The organism is Aeromonas sp. S13(2024) (assembly GCF_041402405.1).
In the GTDB taxonomy this organism is placed as follows: Bacteria; Pseudomonadota; Gammaproteobacteria; order Enterobacterales; family Aeromonadaceae; genus Aeromonas; species Aeromonas veronii.
On sequence record NZ_JBGLRA010000019.1, the window covers coordinates 51422 to 65777 of the forward strand.

The following is a 14356-nucleotide window of genomic DNA, read 5'->3' on the forward strand; positions in this document are numbered from 1 at the left end:
TAAGGCGGCAGGAATGAGCGACCGGTAACAAAAAGATGCCACTCACATGAGTGGCATCTTTGCTATTGAAGGGGTCAGACCCTGAACTGGGAGAGCAGGCGCTGTTGCAGCAGGCTGGCTTGATGGAGCGAGGAGGCGAGCTGCAGGCACTCCTGCGCCTCCTGTTCGCCGGTTCTGGCTTGCAGACTGATGCCGGAGACCTTGTCAGAGGAGTGGCTCAGGGTGTGTGACAGTTGCCCTGTGGCTACGGCCACCTGCTGCACCATGTCGGCCAGCTGGTCGATGGCGCCTTCCACCTTGAACAGGATCTGCTTGGTGTTCTCGGAGTCCTGCATGCCGGACTCTACCGTCTTGAGGTTGCGCTGCATCATCAGATAGGCAGTTTCGGTCTGCTGCTGGATGCTGCTGATCACCTGGCTAATTTCGGCGCTTGATGTCGCCGTGCGATTGGCCAGGGTGCGCACCTCGTCCGCAACCACCGCAAAGCCACGCCCCATCTCCCCCGCGCGGGCCGCTTCGATGGCCGCATTGAGGGCAAGCAGGTTGGTCTGCTCCGAGATGCCGCTGATGGTGGAGATGATCTGGCCAATCTGACCCGCCTGCTCCTTGAGGGAGTTGATGGCGATGGCACACTCGCTCACCTCCTGTACCACCCGTTGCATGCCCGCGCTGGCGGAGGCGACATACTGGCTGCTCTCGGTGGTCAGCTGGCGCACCTCGTTGGCATTGTGGGCCGCCATGCTGCAGTTGTCCGAGATACCGGTGGCGACTTGCACCATCTGCTCACTGTCGTGGTGCAGGGCCAGCGCATGTTCGGCGGTCTGGCGGCTGCTTTGGCTGATTGCCTCCACCCGGTTGACCGAGGTGTGAACGTGTTCGCTGATGTGCTGGTTGTTGTCCATGGTGGAGCTGATCATCTTCTGCAGTTTCTCGATGAAACGATCCACGCTGTTTGCCAGCGAGCCTATCTCGTCATCCCGTTGCAGGTTGATGCGGGCGTTGAGATCTCCCTCGCCGGCGGCGATATCCTGCATTCGTTTGTCCACTTGCAGCAGCGGGGTCACCAGCTTGCGGGTCAGCCAGAAGCCGCAGAGGGTGACCATGATCAGGCTCAGCAACAGGCCACCCAGCAGCAGGGTTCGGGTCTGGCTGATGATGCCGTTGAGCTGGGCCACCTGATCCTCGACGGTGGCATCGCCGCTCTCCTCGATGGCAACCAGCTGTTGTCGCAGCTCATCGGCACTGGCTTCATAGATGGCCTGTTGGGCCTGATAGCTGCCGAGCGCATCGACCCACTGTCCCATCAGTTGCTGATGCCGGGCCAACAGGGAGCGATACTCTGCCGACAGTGTCTTGCCGGCAAATTCGCCGGTTCCCTCGATATCGAACAGCCCAGTGCCGAGCATGCTGTCGATCGCTTCGTGGTAGAAATCGGTCGCCTCTTTTAACTCGACCTTGATCGCCTCTGTGACTCCTTGTCTGCGCATCTTCTCCAGCGCATAGAGTTGGCGTAAAAAGCCGATGTTTGACTCCATCCCCCCGTCGGCCGCTTCCCAACGGGTGGAGAGGCCGCTGTTCCAGCTGATGGTCTGGTCGGGGGATTGGGTCAGCACCTCGACTGCCCCATCGCCGATCACCTCCAGCTGGGTCGAGAGGCGAGCCATCAGATCGGCGTTGTGATGCAGGGCCTGATCCACCTCGGTATAGGCGTGATAGAGCGCCAGCAGCTTCTCTTGTTGCTGTTGATAGTCCTGCTTGTGCTGTTCCATGGTGGCAAGGGCCGCACCATCAATGAGCTGCCCCTGGCTGACCCGGGCCAGCGCGTCATTGGTCGCCGCCTTGGCAGCATCGAGTTCGGCGCGATTGAGCGGGGTTCCGTTTTGCATCTTCTGAATCTGTAGCTGTTGATTGCCCAGCTCTATGGAGCCCTCCATGGCACCGTCGGCGGTCTGCCAGGCGGCGCCCAGTACGTAGGAGAGCAGATTGGCTAGCCGCTGGCTGCCATACCAGCCAACGACCCCCATGCCCAGCGTACAGCCGAGCAATATGGCAAGACCCAGATTGGAGGTGGTAACAATTTTCATGTGATGGCCTTCCTTGGTATCGACATTGGCACCAGTTTAGGTTCCGAACGGGTTTAGTGTAGTGGTTTATCCCCCGCTCGGGGGCCGGTGCGGCGCTGAAACATCCCGTGCACTGGCTGCACCCGATCAAACATGGTGGAAAATTGGATAAAAAGCCTCTCTGACTACGCGGGTGTTGCTGCCCTATGCTGGATACTTATCCAGTTATTCTTTATGCTATGAGCCAATTTACGAATAGTTGTATTGGTGAGGAGAGAGCCGTGATTGGTCGCTTGAGAGGCATTGTCATTGAAAAGCAGCCCCCCGAGGTCCTGCTGGAAGTGGGCGGGGTTGGCTATGAGGTACAGATGCCGATGAGCTGCTTCTATGATTTGCCGGAGATCGGCAAGGAAGCGACCATCCATACTCACTTCGTGGTGCGGGAAGATGCCCAGTTGCTCTATGGTTTCAACCACAAACAGGAGCGGGCACTGTTCCGCGAGCTGATCAAAACCAACGGAGTCGGCCCCAAGCTGGCGCTGGCGATTCTTTCCGGCATGACAGCTACCCAGTTTGTGCTGAGTGTCGAACGTGAAGAGATAAGCTCTTTGGTCAAACTGCCGGGAGTCGGCAAGAAGACCGCCGAGCGGCTGGTGGTGGAGATGAAGGATCGCCTCAAGGGGTGGGTCAGTCACGACCTCTTCTCCCCGGCCATGGTCACCTTGCCAGCCAGTGAGCCCGAATTGCGGGCACCGGATGTGACCGAGGAGGCGGCCAGTGCGCTGGTGGCCCTAGGTTACAAGCCGCAGCAGGCGAGTCAGATTGTCAGCAAGATCGCCAAAGAGGGGATGTCGGTGGAAGATATCATCCGTGAATCCCTGCGTAGCCTGGTATGAGGTAGTTGATGATTGAAGCAGACCGCCTCATCTCGGCCAGTGCTGCCCGTGAGGATGACATTATTGACCGGGCTATCCGCCCCAAGAAGCTGGCTGATTACACCGGTCAGGATACCGTCTGCGAACAGATGGAGATCTTTATCGAAGCGGCCCGTCAGCGGGGAGAAGCGCTCGATCACCTGTTGATCTTCGGTCCGCCGGGTCTGGGCAAGACTACCCTCGCCAACATCGTTGCCAACGAGATGGGGGTCAATATCAAGACCACCTCCGGCCCGGTGCTGGAGAAAGCGGGGGATCTGGCGGCGCTGCTCACCAACCTCGAACCGAACGATGTGCTGTTCATCGATGAGATCCACCGTCTCAGCCCGGTGGTGGAAGAGGTGCTCTATCCGGCGATGGAGGATTACCAGCTCGACATCATGATCGGGGAGGGACCCGCAGCTCGCTCCATCAAGCTGGATCTGCCTCCCTTTACCCTGATTGGCGCCACCACCCGGGCCGGTTCACTCACCAGCCCGCTGCGGGATCGCTTTGGTATCGTCCAGCGGCTGGAGTTCTACAACGTCAAGGACCTGACCGATATCGTCTCCCGCAGTGCCCGTTGTCTGGGGCTAGACATGACGGAAGATGGTGCCATTGAGGTCGCCCGTCGCTCTCGCGGCACGCCGCGGATTGCTAACCGTTTGTTAAGGCGGGTGCGCGACTTTGCCCAGGTGAAATCCGATGGCCGGATCGACGGCCCCATTGCTGCCCGCGCCATGGACATGCTGGATGTCGATAACGAAGGTTTTGACTTCATGGACCGCAAGTTATTGTTGGCTGTGATAGACAAGTTTATGGGGGGCCCGGTGGGTCTCGATAATCTGGCCGCCGCGATCGGGGAAGAGAAAGATACTATCGAAGATGTGTTGGAGCCTTATCTGATCCAGCAAGGGTATCTGCAACGTACACCCAGAGGACGGATTGCGACCACACGAGCCTACGCTCATTTCGGTCTTCAGCGACCAGATGAGAAGTAAAAACAGTCGTTTGAACATGAAACCGCCGTCAAAGGCGGTTTTTTATTATCCGGGCAAAAAAAAGCCCACGGCGAATGCGGTGGGCAAAGACAATTCAGGATGGATGTTCACAGACAGTGAGTGCGTCTGGACACAGACCGGAAAATAAACAGGTGAGCCGTCGCGAGCTCTCAGAGTCGGTTCAGTTGATAGAGCTGAACAAAGGAAAGCTTGTAGTAACGGATGGTTTTAGCAACAAACTTTTTCATCTTCGATTCCAATAGACAGGTTCAAATTGATCGTCGAATACGTACCGTGAACCCGGATTAACCGGCCTGTATCCAAGGGTATGCCCTCACTGCGAGGCGCATTGTAGGAGTTCGAATCGACCCCGGCAAACAAGAAAAATTGCACTCTTCAAATTAGTTTATCTAATGCCTTTGTTGATGAAATTGGTTCGCATGAGTATGCATTCTTTGCAATTTTAAATTGAGTTTTCGAATCAGATTGCCTGACTCGGATAACATGAAAAAAGGCGCGTCATTCATGCTTTTCAAATTAAACCGAGTGGCGGGATGTTAAATTCTTAAATTGATTTAAATCAATGTTTTACGCTTTATCGTGTTTTGTGATCTGGCTCGCGTCAATAATCGTGAAATAGATTAAAAATGCCTTTCAAAGCCATGTATGGCGGGTCCTTTTACATTGATTTCAATCAAATAAAGGTGATATAAAAACCCAGTCATCATGGGCGAGAATAAATTTAGGCTGATTGTTTTGGAATTGTTAAACATTAGCTTTATTTGTGTTCTCGTATTGCCTTGTTGTTAATGCCAGTGGTTACTGAACGCGTTTTGTTGTGACACGTCCCAATAAGGCTCATTCGATAACCTCCAACGGAAGCTTTGTGCTTAAAACTTAAAATAGCCGTGCCAATAATCGGTGAGGAAACATCATGATTGCTGAGCATGTGGTAGACCTATCGCGGTTCCAGTTCGCTGCGACGGCCCTTTATCACTTTTTGTTTGTACCCCTGACGCTGGGAATGGCCTTTCTCCTGGCGATCATGGAATCCGTCTATGTGATGACCAACAACACCATCTACCGGGACATGACCAAATTCTGGGGTAAGTTGTTTGGTATCAACTTTGCCTTGGGGGTCACCACAGGTCTGGCCATGGAGTTCCAGTTCGGGACGAACTGGGCTTACTACTCCCATTATGTCGGCGATATCTTCGGGGCCCCGCTGGCTATCGAAGGGCTGATGGCCTTCTTCCTGGAGTCCACCTTCGTCGGTATGTTCTTCTTTGGTTGGGATCGTCTGAGCAAGCATCAGCATCTGGCTGCCACCTGGTTGATGGCGCTGGGTACCAACCTTTCAGCCCTCTGGATCCTGGTCGCCAACGGCTGGATGCAGAACCCGGTCGGTGCAGAGTTCAACTTCGAATCCATGCGGATGGAGATGATGAGCTTCGCTGACGTGGTGCTCAACCCGGTTGCTCAGGTCAAGTTCGTCCACACTGTGGCGGCTGGTTATACCTGTGGCGCCATGTTTGTGCTGGGTATCTCCTCCTACTACCTGCTGAAGAATCGTGATGTGGCGTTCGCCCGTCGCTCCTTCGCCATTGCCGCCGCGTTCGGTATGGCTTCCATCGTGTCCGTGCTGATCCTCGGTGACGAATCCGGTTACGAGACCGGTGAAGTGCAGAAGGTGAAACTGGCCGCTATCGAAGCTGAGTGGGAGACTGAACCTGCTCCGGCTGCCTTTACCCTGTTCGGTATTCCGAATCAGGAAGAGATGCGCACCGACTACGCCATCAAGATCCCCTATGCGCTGGGCATTATCGCGACCCGTTCTCTGGACGGTCAGGTAACCGGTCTGAAGGATCTGAAGAGCGAGCACGAACTGCGCGTTCGTAACGGTATGACCGCTTACGACCTGCTGACCAAGCTGCAATCCGGTGACAAGTCTGACGAGACCCGCGCTCGCTTCGACGAAGTGAAACAGGATCTGGGCTACGGTCTGCTGCTCAAGCGCTACACCAGCAACGTGACCGATGCTACCGACGAGCAGATTAAGGCCGCCGTGGATGACTCCATCCCGCAGGTACTGCCGCTGTTCTTCGCCTTCCGCATCATGGTTGCCGTCGGCATGCTGATGCTGGTGCTGATTGGTATGGCCTTCTATGACAGTGCCCGCCACCAGATCGGCAAGCGCAAGTGGCTGCTCAAGGGGCTGCTGTGGGGTATCCCGCTGCCGTGGATCGCTATCGAAGCTGGCTGGTTTGTTGCTGAATATGGTCGCCAACCGTGGACCATTGCAGAGGTGTTGCCGACTTCCCTCTCTGCATCCAACTTGCCTGCAGCCGAGATCTGGTTCTCTCTGATCGGTATCTGCCTGTTCTATACCGTACTTCTGGTTATCGAGATGTACCTGATGTTCAAGTATGCCCGTCTTGGCCCCAGCAGCCTGAAGACTGGCAAGTATCACTTTGAACAGATCAAGGCATAAGGAGAGCGACCATGTTTGATTACGAAACTCTGCGTGTCATCTGGTGGGCTCTGGTCGGCGTACTGCTGATCGGTTTTGCCATCACTGACGGCTTCGACATGGGGGTAGGCGCACTGCTCCCGTTCGTCGGCAAGAAAGATGTCGAGCGCCGCGTGATGCTCAACACCATGGGGCCGCACTGGGAAGGTAACCAGGTTTGGCTGGTCACTGCCGGTGGCGCCTTGTTCGCCGCCTGGCCGATGGTGTATGCCGCGACCTTCTCCGGCTTCTACATCGCCATGATCCTGACCTTGATGGCGCTGTTCCTGCGTCCGGTCGGTTTCAAGTACCGCTCCCTGCGTGCTGATGCCAAATGGCGCAGCAACTGGGACTGGGCCTTGTTCGCCGGCAGCGCCGTACCGCCCATCGTCTTTGGTGTGGCCTTTGGCAACCTGCTGCAAGGCGTTCCGTTCGAGTTTAACCAGTTCATGATGTTGACCTATCACGGCAACTTCTTTGGTCTGCTTAACCCGTTCGGCATTCTGGCTGGTCTGGTGAGCCTGTTCATGCTGCTCACCCAGGGCGCAACCTGGTTGATGATGAAGACCGACGGTGAAGTGCTGGCGCGTTCCCGCACTGCCGCCATGATCTGCTCACTGCTGACCCTGGTGCTGTTTGCTGTCGCGGGTTGGTGGGTAAGCGGTATGGAAGGGTATGTCATCGTCAAAGCTGCCGCGACTGACGCGGTATCCAACCCGATGAACAAGGAAGTTGTCCTGCAGGCTGGTGCCTGGATGAACAACTACACCCTCTATCCGTGGATGGTGGCTGCCCCTGTACTGGGTCTGGCCATGAGCTTGCTGACTGCGCTGTTTGCCCGCATGAACATCGGCTGGCTGGCGTTTACCAGCTCCTCGCTGGCGATTGCCGGGGTCATCCTCACTGCCGGTTTCTCCATGTTCCCGTTCGTGATGCCCTCAAGCCTTGAGCCGTCACTGAGCCTGACCATGTGGGATGCTACCGCCTCTTTCAACACCTTGCAGGTGATGACTGTGGCTGCAGCGATCTTCGTACCGATTGTGCTGGGTTACACCATCTGGACTTACATCAAGATGTTTGGCCGGGTAACCAACAAGCACATCGAAGATAACCAACAATCTCTCTATTAAGAGGTGCGCTGACAATGTGGTATTTCACCTGGATCCTGGGACTGTTGCTGGCCTGTGCATTTGGCATCATCAATGCGCTGTGGCTGGAACACACCGAGAACATGGATCGTCAGATCGATGAAAACAAGTGATCGACTCGCCAGGCTGGCCGCTCCACTGGAGCGGCAGCCGTGGCAGGGGTTGATGTTACTCGCGGCGGCCTTGTTGGCCGTCGCTATTTTACAGGCCCCCAATCTGATCGCGGCCAACACCAGCGAGCATGGTCTCTGGCTTGCTCCCTGGCTGATGTGGGCCGTCTGTTGTGGCGTACTCAACGGGCTTGGCTTTCATCTGAAAAGTCTGCCCGGACGTGTGCTGTTCAACCCCTGGCTCGCCTGGCCCAGTTTGTTGTATGGCCTCTGGCTGACACATTCATATTTCCTTTCATAAAAAACGGGGGGAGGCAGGATTTCCCTGTCTCCCCCTGCTTCTTTCCTATTCAGCCCTGCGCTATGATAGCCCCCCATCTGACTGTCGAATGGATCACAGATTGTTATGGGGGAAGTCTTTGAGTTTCCGGTGCGTGTCTACTACGAAGACACCGATGCCGGGGGCATCGTCTACAACGCCAATTATCTCAAGTTTATGGAACGTGCTCGCACCGAGTTTCTTCGTGCCAAAGGGGTCGAACAGGACGTCTGGCTGCAGGAGGGATATGCCTTCGTGGTGAGCCGAACTGAGATCGATTTCCGCTCGGCGGCCCGTTTTAATGAATTATTGAATGTATTAACGCAAGTGATTGAAGTGAAACGCGCATCCCTGCGCTTTTCGCAGCAGATCCTGGCGGCTGATGGACGACTGATCACCCAGGCGATGGTACAGATAGCCTGTGTCAGTCATCCGCAAATGAAACCTGTAGCTATACCTGAAAAAATCAAGGGAGTGCTGTTAAGTGCACGCTGAAATTTCGTTTATTGGCCTGTTTTGGCAAGCCAGCCTGTTGGTAAAACTGGTCATGATGACCCTGATGAGCATGTCTATTGTCTCGTGGGCGCTGATTATCCAGCGTTCAAAGGCGATCAAGGCGGCCAATCTCGCATCGGAACAGTTTGAAGATCGCTTCTGGTCAGGGGTCGATCTCAATCGCCTCTATCAGGAGTCCTCTTCCCGCCGCGATGATATCGAAGGCATGGAAGATATCTTCTACTCCGGCTTCAAGGAGTATGCCCGCTTGCTCAAGGCCGGTGCCCGTGGTCAGGATGCGGTGATGGATGGTACCTACCGCGCCATGCGCGTCTCCCTCTCCCGCGCGGTGGACGATCTGGAATCCAACCTGCCGGTGCTGGCGACCATCGGCTCCATCAGCCCCTATATCGGTCTGTTCGGTACCGTATGGGGGATCATGAACGCCTTTATCGCCCTGGGTCAGGTGCAGCAGGCCACCCTGCAAATGGTGGCACCGGGTATCGCGGAAGCGCTGATCGCTACCGCCATGGGTCTGTTTGCCGCTATCCCGGCGGTTATCTTCTACAACCGCTTCTCCAACAAGGTCGAGCGGCTGGAGAACGCCTACGCCAACTTCATGGACGAGTTCACCACCATTCTGAACCGTCAAATTGCACAGCAGCAGGGTGATCAGTAATGCAAACCTATCAGCGGATCCGGCGCAAGAAGGTGGCCGAGATCAACGTGGTTCCCTATATCGACGTCATGCTGGTGCTGCTTATCATCTTTATGGCGGTCACGCCGGTGATCACGCAAGGGGTCAAGGTGGATCTGCCACAGGCTGAGTCCGAGCAGTTGCCGGAAGATGCCAAGCCGCCCTTCATCGTCAGCGTCAATACCGAGGGCGAGTATGTCATCAAGGCTGGCGAAGCCGATGACGAGCCGGTGCCAAGCGGCACGCCAGAGGCGATGCAGCAATACATCACCGAAAAAGCCATGGGCTATCTGGCGATCAACCAGAATGCCCCCGTGGTGGTCGCGGGTGACAAGGCCGTGCGCTACGAAGAGGTGATCCTGTTGATGGTGGCCCTCAAGAAAGCGGGTGTGCCTCAGGTTGGCCTGATGACAGATCCGGTGAACTAACGGAGATGGATGTGAAGCGTGGTATTTCCGGTTATCTCATCGCGTCGTTTTTGCTGCACCTGATCATCGGCATCATCCTGTTTGTCGGGCTCGATTTCAGCAAACCGAAACGACCCGAATCGAAGGGGCAGATCGTCAATGCCGTCATGCTCGATGAGAACTTCCTCAACGAACAGGCCAAGCAGATCCAGCAGCAGAAATCTCAGCCCAAGCCTCAAAAGGTAGAGAAAGAGAAGGATAAGGAAGACACGGATCTCGCCAAGCGCGAGCTGGCTCAGAAACAGGAGCAGCTTCGCATCGCCGAGACCAAGCGCAAGCAGGCCGAAGAGGCGACTCGCAAGGCCGAGGCCGAGAAGCAGAAGAAGGTTGCCGAGCAGAAGCAGGCGGAAGAGAAGGCCCAAAAAGCCGAGGAAGCCCGCAAGCTGGAAGAACAGAAGGCCAAGAAGGCCGAAGCCGAGCGTAAAGCGGCGGAAGCCGAGAGCAAGGCGTTGGCGCTGAAGAAGAAAAAGGAACAAGAGAAGAAAGAGGCCGAAGAGAAGGCAAAGGCGGCAGAAGCCAAGGCCAAGAAAGCGGAAGCTGACAAGAAGGCCAAAGCCGAAGCCGAGAAGAAAGCCAAGGCAGAAGCAGAGAAAAAAGCCAAAGCCGAGGCCGAGAAGAAGGCCAAGGAAGAGGCTGAGAAAAAGGCAAAAGCTGACGCAGAGAAGAAAGCCAAGGCAGAGGCCGAAAAGCAGGCCAAGATCGCGGCTGAGCGCAAGCGTAAAGCAGCCGAGCAGGCCAAGCTGCAAAAAGAGATGGAAGAGATGATGCAGCAGCAGCTGTCGGCTGAGGCCAATGCCCGCAGTCAGGCGGCATCGGCAGCAGCCCAGGGCGAAGTCGACAAATATGCGGCGCTCATCAAGGCCACTGTTGAGCGGTATATGATTTTGGATCCCACCATGCGGGGCAAAACATGTACTATCGGCGTACGTCTTGCGAGCAGTGGCTTTGTCATATCGGTAGATAACGGCCAGGGTGACCCGGCGGTTTGTCGTTCCGGTAAGGCGGCTGTTCTGAAAGCCAATCAACTGCCTGTGCCCAAGGATCCTGCGGCATTCGAGATGTTGAAGGAATTTAACCTGAAGTTAGAACCGAGTATCTAAGCGTGATAAAACGAGGTTGCTTGCCTCCGGTTGGCAACCTCTCGCCGAGAAAGGAATTTAACCTCTCATCTATATTGGAACCGAGTATTTAAGCCATGATCAGAAAAGTATTTTTTGCTTTGGTTGGCTGTTTGTTGCTGGGCCAGAGTGCCCAGGCGGCCCTGGACATCGTCATCACCGGCGGTATTGATAGCGCACGCCCCATCGCCGTCGCTCCCTTCAAGTGGGAAGGTAACGGGCAGTTGCCGCAGGACATTGCGGAAGTGGTCTCCAACGACCTGATGCGCAGCGGCAAGTTCAAGCCGCTGGCCCGTGGCCAGATGCCGCAAACCCCGAGCAGCAGCAGCGAGATCAACTTCGCTCCCTGGGCCTCCCAAGGGGTTGAAGCCGTGGTGGTGGGTTCCATTTCGGCAGTTGGTGACGGCACCTACAAGGTGAACTTCGAGCTGGTCGATGTGCTGAAAGGCCAGCTGGCCAAGGCGCAAGGTGGCGAGAGCAACGGTTACATCCTGGATAGCCGCATGGCGACCATCCCGGGTGCCCAGATGCGTCAGTTTGCCCACCGTATCTCTGATATCGTCTATGAGCGTCTGACTGGCGAGCGCGGTGCCTTCCTGACCCGTCTGGCTTATGTCTCCGTACAGCAGGGTACCCAGTTCCCGTACCAGCTGCGTATTTCTGACTACGACGGTTACAACGAGAAGACCCTGCTGCGCTCCCGCGAGCCGTTGATGTCTCCGGCCTGGTCGCCGGATGGCAGCAAGCTGGCCTACGTGAGCTTCGAGAACCAGAAGTCCGAAATCTATGTGCAGGATATCTACACCCAGCAGCGCAGTCTGATCACCAGTTTCCGCGGTATCAACGGGGCGCCGGAGTGGTCTCCGGATGGTCGTCGTCTGGCTATCGTTCTCTCCAAAGATGGTTCACCGAACCTCTATGTGGTTGATGTCGCTAGCAAGCAGCTGACCCGCGTCACAACCAGCCGTGTGATCGACACTGAACCCTCCTGGATGCCGGATGGGCAAAATTTGTTGTTCACCTCTGAACGTGGTGGCAAACCCCAGATTTATAGCGTAAATTTGGCGACTGGTATGACTCGCCGGATGACTTGGGAAGGTGAATCCAACCAGGGTGCATCCATCACTCCTGATGGCAAAATCATGGTGATGGTGACCCGTGTTCAGGGACAGTATCGTATTGCCCGTCAGGACATGGAAAACAATGCCCTGTTGGTCCTTACCCAGAGTGCTCTGGATGAGTCGCCAAGTGTGGCTCCCAATGGCAGCATGATCATTTATGCCACCATCTATCAGGGTCGTAAGAGTCTCGCGTTGGTGTCGACTGATGGTCGCTTCAAGGCTGTGCTTCCGACCAGTAGCGGTGAAATTCGTGCACCAGCTTGGTCGCCCTTCTTGAATTGATAAAAATCCAATTGTTTTTTGTTTTGTTATAAAGGTTTAAGGAAATAGCATGCAACTCAATAAACTGCTCAAGGGTTTGGCCATCGCACTGCCACTGTTCACCCTGGCCGCTTGTAGTTCTTCTTCTGATTCCGACGCCGCTGGCGCTGAATCAGGTATGACCGACGGCATGGGCGGTGTACAAACCGGCGGCGCCAACGGCATGTTGTCCCCGGAAGAGCAGATGCGTCAGAAGTTCGAAGCACTGCAGCGTGACAACGTGATCTACTTCCCGTTCGACGGTTACGATATCCAGGGTCAGTACGCTGATCTGCTGGATGCCCACGCCAGCTACCTGCGCGAGCGCCCGAGCGTTAAAGTCCTGATCGAAGGTCACGCCGATGAGCGCGGTACTCCGGAGTACAACATCGCCCTGGGCGAGCGTCGTGCCAAGGCTGTTGCCAAGTATCTGCAAACCCTGGGTGTGCAGGCCGAGCAGCTCTCCATCGTCAGCTATGGCGAAGAGAAGCCGCTGGATCTGTCCCACACCGAGGATGCCTTTGCCAAAAACCGCCGCGCGGTTCTGGTTTACTAAGGTTTAAACCGAACGAAGTTCGTTTATATGCAAGCGGCCATTTCGATGGCCGTTTTATTTGCACTAAACGCCAAGGTTTGATCCGAATGAAATCTGCATATGCGAGCGACGATGGCGCTGGCCGTTTTATCTGTACTAAACGCTAAGGTTTGATCCGAATGAAATCTGTGTACAAGCAAGCTGTCGTTGCGCTGGCCGTAATGGTTGCTCTGAATGCGCAAGCTGCAGCACCGGTCAGCGATCTGGGCGGTGACTCGGGTGGTGGCGTTGTCCTTAATGGCAACAACGGCGCCATCGTGCCCACCGGTAGCCTGGAAGATCGGGTTGCCCTGCTGGAGCGCACCCTCAATGCCCGCCTGCGGCTGCAAGCTGAATTGCAGCAACAGGTCGACTCCCTGCAAGGGGAGGTCTCCGAGCTGCGTGGTCAGCTGGAGCAGCAGACCTACCAGATGGAACAGTCGCAAGAGCGCCAGCGTCAGCTCTATCAGGAGCTCGACAAGGTTGCCAGCAGCCAGCAAGCTGCTCCAGCCGCCCCTGCCCCTGCTGCTGCCACACCGGCTGCTGCCGCCAATTACTCAACCAATCAGGATGAGAATCAGGCCTACGACGCTGCCGTGAACATGGTACTCAAAGAGAAGAACTACGACAAAGCCATTCCGGCTTTCCAGGGCTTCATCAAGCAGTACCCCAATTCGGGCTATGTTCCCAATGCACACTACTGGCTTGGCCAGTTGCTGTTCAACAAGGGTGACAGAGCCGGTGCCTCGGCCCAGTTTTCGACCGTGGCCAACAAATACAGCAAATCCCCCAAGCGAGCCGATGCGCTGCTGAAGTTGGGTATGCTGGCGCAACTGGATGGCAAGAAGGCGGAAGCCAAATCCTTCTATGAGCAGGTGATCAAGGGCTATCCCAACACCTCGCCGGCCCAGTTGGCCAAACAGAGTCTGGCCAAGCTGTAACATTGCTGTATGTCACTGTTTTCGTAACGCTACTGTAAAAACAGCCTGCATTTGTACGCACAGTGAGCAAACGGATTTAAATTACGAATTTTCTGTTGCACCGGAAATTTAAATCCGTAATATAGGCCGCCGTCAGAGCCGAAGCAGTAATGCAGTCGGAACTGGTCGTGGTGAGGGTCGTTAGCTCAGTCGGTAGAGCAGTTGACTTTTAATCAATTGGTCGCTGGTTCGAATCCAGCACGACCCACCATTTTCTCCACTCGGTGGAGACAGAATTCCCAGGTCGTTTAGCTCAGCTGGGAGAGCACCTCCCTTACAAGGAGGGGGTCACTGGTTCGATCCCAGTAACGACCACCAGTTTGTAAAAAAAATGATTTAGATGGGTCGTTAGCTCAGTCGGTAGAGCAGTTGACTTTTAATCAATTGGTCGCTGGTTCGAATCCAGCACGACCCACCATCATTTCAGAATCCCAGGTCGTTTAGCTCAGCTGGGAGAGCACCTCCCTTACAAGGAGGGGGTCACTGGTTCGATCCCAGTAACGACCACCAGTTTGTAAAAAAAATGATTTAGATGGGTCG

Annotated in this window: 14 protein-coding genes and 4 tRNA genes; 17 read left to right on the forward strand and 1 reads right to left on the reverse strand. The window is 55.5% G+C overall.

The annotated features are described in order from the left end of the window. Positions 1–74 precede the first annotated feature (74 nt). Positions 75–2084, reverse strand: a complete 2010-nt coding sequence (locus ACB042_RS18670; RefSeq protein WP_371178904.1) for a methyl-accepting chemotaxis protein — start codon at positions 2082–2084, stop codon at positions 75–77. Positions 2085–2344: 260 nt separating this feature from the next. Between ACB042_RS18670 and ruvA the strand changes: the two genes are divergently transcribed. The 17 genes from ruvA to ACB042_RS18755 all read left to right on the forward strand — a co-directional run bounded on the left by ruvA (position 2345) and on the right by ACB042_RS18755 (position 14326). Then, positions 2345–2959, forward strand: coding sequence for a Holliday junction branch migration protein RuvA (gene ruvA, locus ACB042_RS18675; protein ID WP_005335746.1), 615 nt, complete (start codon positions 2345–2347; stop codon positions 2957–2959). Between the two features lie 8 nt (positions 2960–2967). Further along, the gene (ruvB, locus tag ACB042_RS18680) at positions 2968–3978 is read left to right on the forward strand and encodes a Holliday junction branch migration DNA helicase RuvB (RefSeq protein WP_005335744.1); all 1011 of its coding nucleotides are present in this window, start codon (positions 2968–2970) and stop codon (positions 3976–3978) included. Between the two features lie 934 nt (positions 3979–4912). Next, positions 4913–6469: a cytochrome ubiquinol oxidase subunit I gene (locus tag ACB042_RS18685; RefSeq protein ID WP_005335743.1), complete on the forward strand. Its 1557-nt coding sequence runs from the start codon at positions 4913–4915 to the stop codon at positions 6467–6469. 11 nt (positions 6470–6480) lie between these two features. Next, positions 6481–7617 (forward strand): cytochrome d ubiquinol oxidase subunit II, encoded by a 1137-nt coding sequence (gene cydB / locus ACB042_RS18690; RefSeq protein ID WP_279465837.1) that lies wholly within the window; start codon positions 6481–6483, stop codon positions 7615–7617. A gap of 14 nt (positions 7618–7631) precedes the next feature. After that, positions 7632–7748, forward strand: coding sequence for a cytochrome bd-I oxidase subunit CydX (gene cydX, locus ACB042_RS18695; RefSeq protein ID WP_005304933.1), 117 nt, complete (start codon positions 7632–7634; stop codon positions 7746–7748). Then, a complete protein-coding gene (locus ACB042_RS18700; RefSeq protein ID WP_041202810.1) occupies positions 7735–8046 on the forward strand; it encodes a cyd operon YbgE family protein in 312 nt (103 codons plus the stop codon). The genes cydX and ACB042_RS18700 overlap by 14 nt, the downstream gene beginning before the upstream one ends. Positions 8047–8151: 105 nt before the next feature. Then, positions 8152–8559, forward strand: coding sequence for a tol-pal system-associated acyl-CoA thioesterase (gene ybgC / locus ACB042_RS18705; protein ID WP_005335737.1), 408 nt, complete (start codon positions 8152–8154; stop codon positions 8557–8559). A gap of 1 nt (position 8560) precedes the next feature. Continuing rightward, positions 8561–9238 (forward strand): protein TolQ, encoded by a 678-nt coding sequence (gene tolQ, locus ACB042_RS18710; protein ID WP_213324849.1) that lies wholly within the window; start codon positions 8561–8563, stop codon positions 9236–9238. Then, complete coding sequence (tolR, locus tag ACB042_RS18715) at positions 9238–9684, forward strand: protein TolR (RefSeq protein WP_005354757.1); 447 nt, start codon at positions 9238–9240, stop codon at positions 9682–9684. The genes tolQ and tolR overlap by 1 nt, the downstream gene beginning before the upstream one ends. Positions 9685–9689: 5 nt before the next feature. Further along, entirely contained in the window at positions 9690–10823 is a 1134-nt protein-coding gene (tolA, locus tag ACB042_RS18720) for a cell envelope integrity protein TolA (RefSeq protein WP_013723471.1), read from the forward strand. Positions 10824–10918: 95 nt separating this feature from the next. Beyond that, positions 10919–12244, forward strand: a complete 1326-nt coding sequence (tolB, locus tag ACB042_RS18725; protein WP_005335728.1) for a Tol-Pal system beta propeller repeat protein TolB — start codon at positions 10919–10921, stop codon at positions 12242–12244. Positions 12245–12293: 49 nt separating this feature from the next. Then, positions 12294–12818 (forward strand): peptidoglycan-associated lipoprotein Pal, encoded by a 525-nt coding sequence (pal, locus tag ACB042_RS18730; protein ID WP_005313284.1) that lies wholly within the window; start codon positions 12294–12296, stop codon positions 12816–12818. Positions 12819–12976: 158 nt separating this feature from the next. Further along, the gene (gene ybgF, locus ACB042_RS18735; protein ID WP_371178905.1) at positions 12977–13777 is read left to right on the forward strand and encodes a tol-pal system protein YbgF; all 801 of its coding nucleotides are present in this window, start codon (positions 12977–12979) and stop codon (positions 13775–13777) included. Between the two features lie 174 nt (positions 13778–13951). Next, positions 13952–14027: transfer RNA gene (locus ACB042_RS18740), tRNA-Lys, on the forward strand. 31 nt (positions 14028–14058) lie between these two features. Then, a tRNA-Val gene (locus ACB042_RS18745) sits at positions 14059–14134 on the forward strand. A gap of 24 nt (positions 14135–14158) precedes the next feature. Continuing rightward, positions 14159–14234 (forward strand) — tRNA-Lys (locus ACB042_RS18750). 16 nt (positions 14235–14250) lie between these two features. Next, a tRNA-Val gene (locus tag ACB042_RS18755) sits at positions 14251–14326 on the forward strand. Positions 14327–14356: the final 30 nt, after the last annotated feature.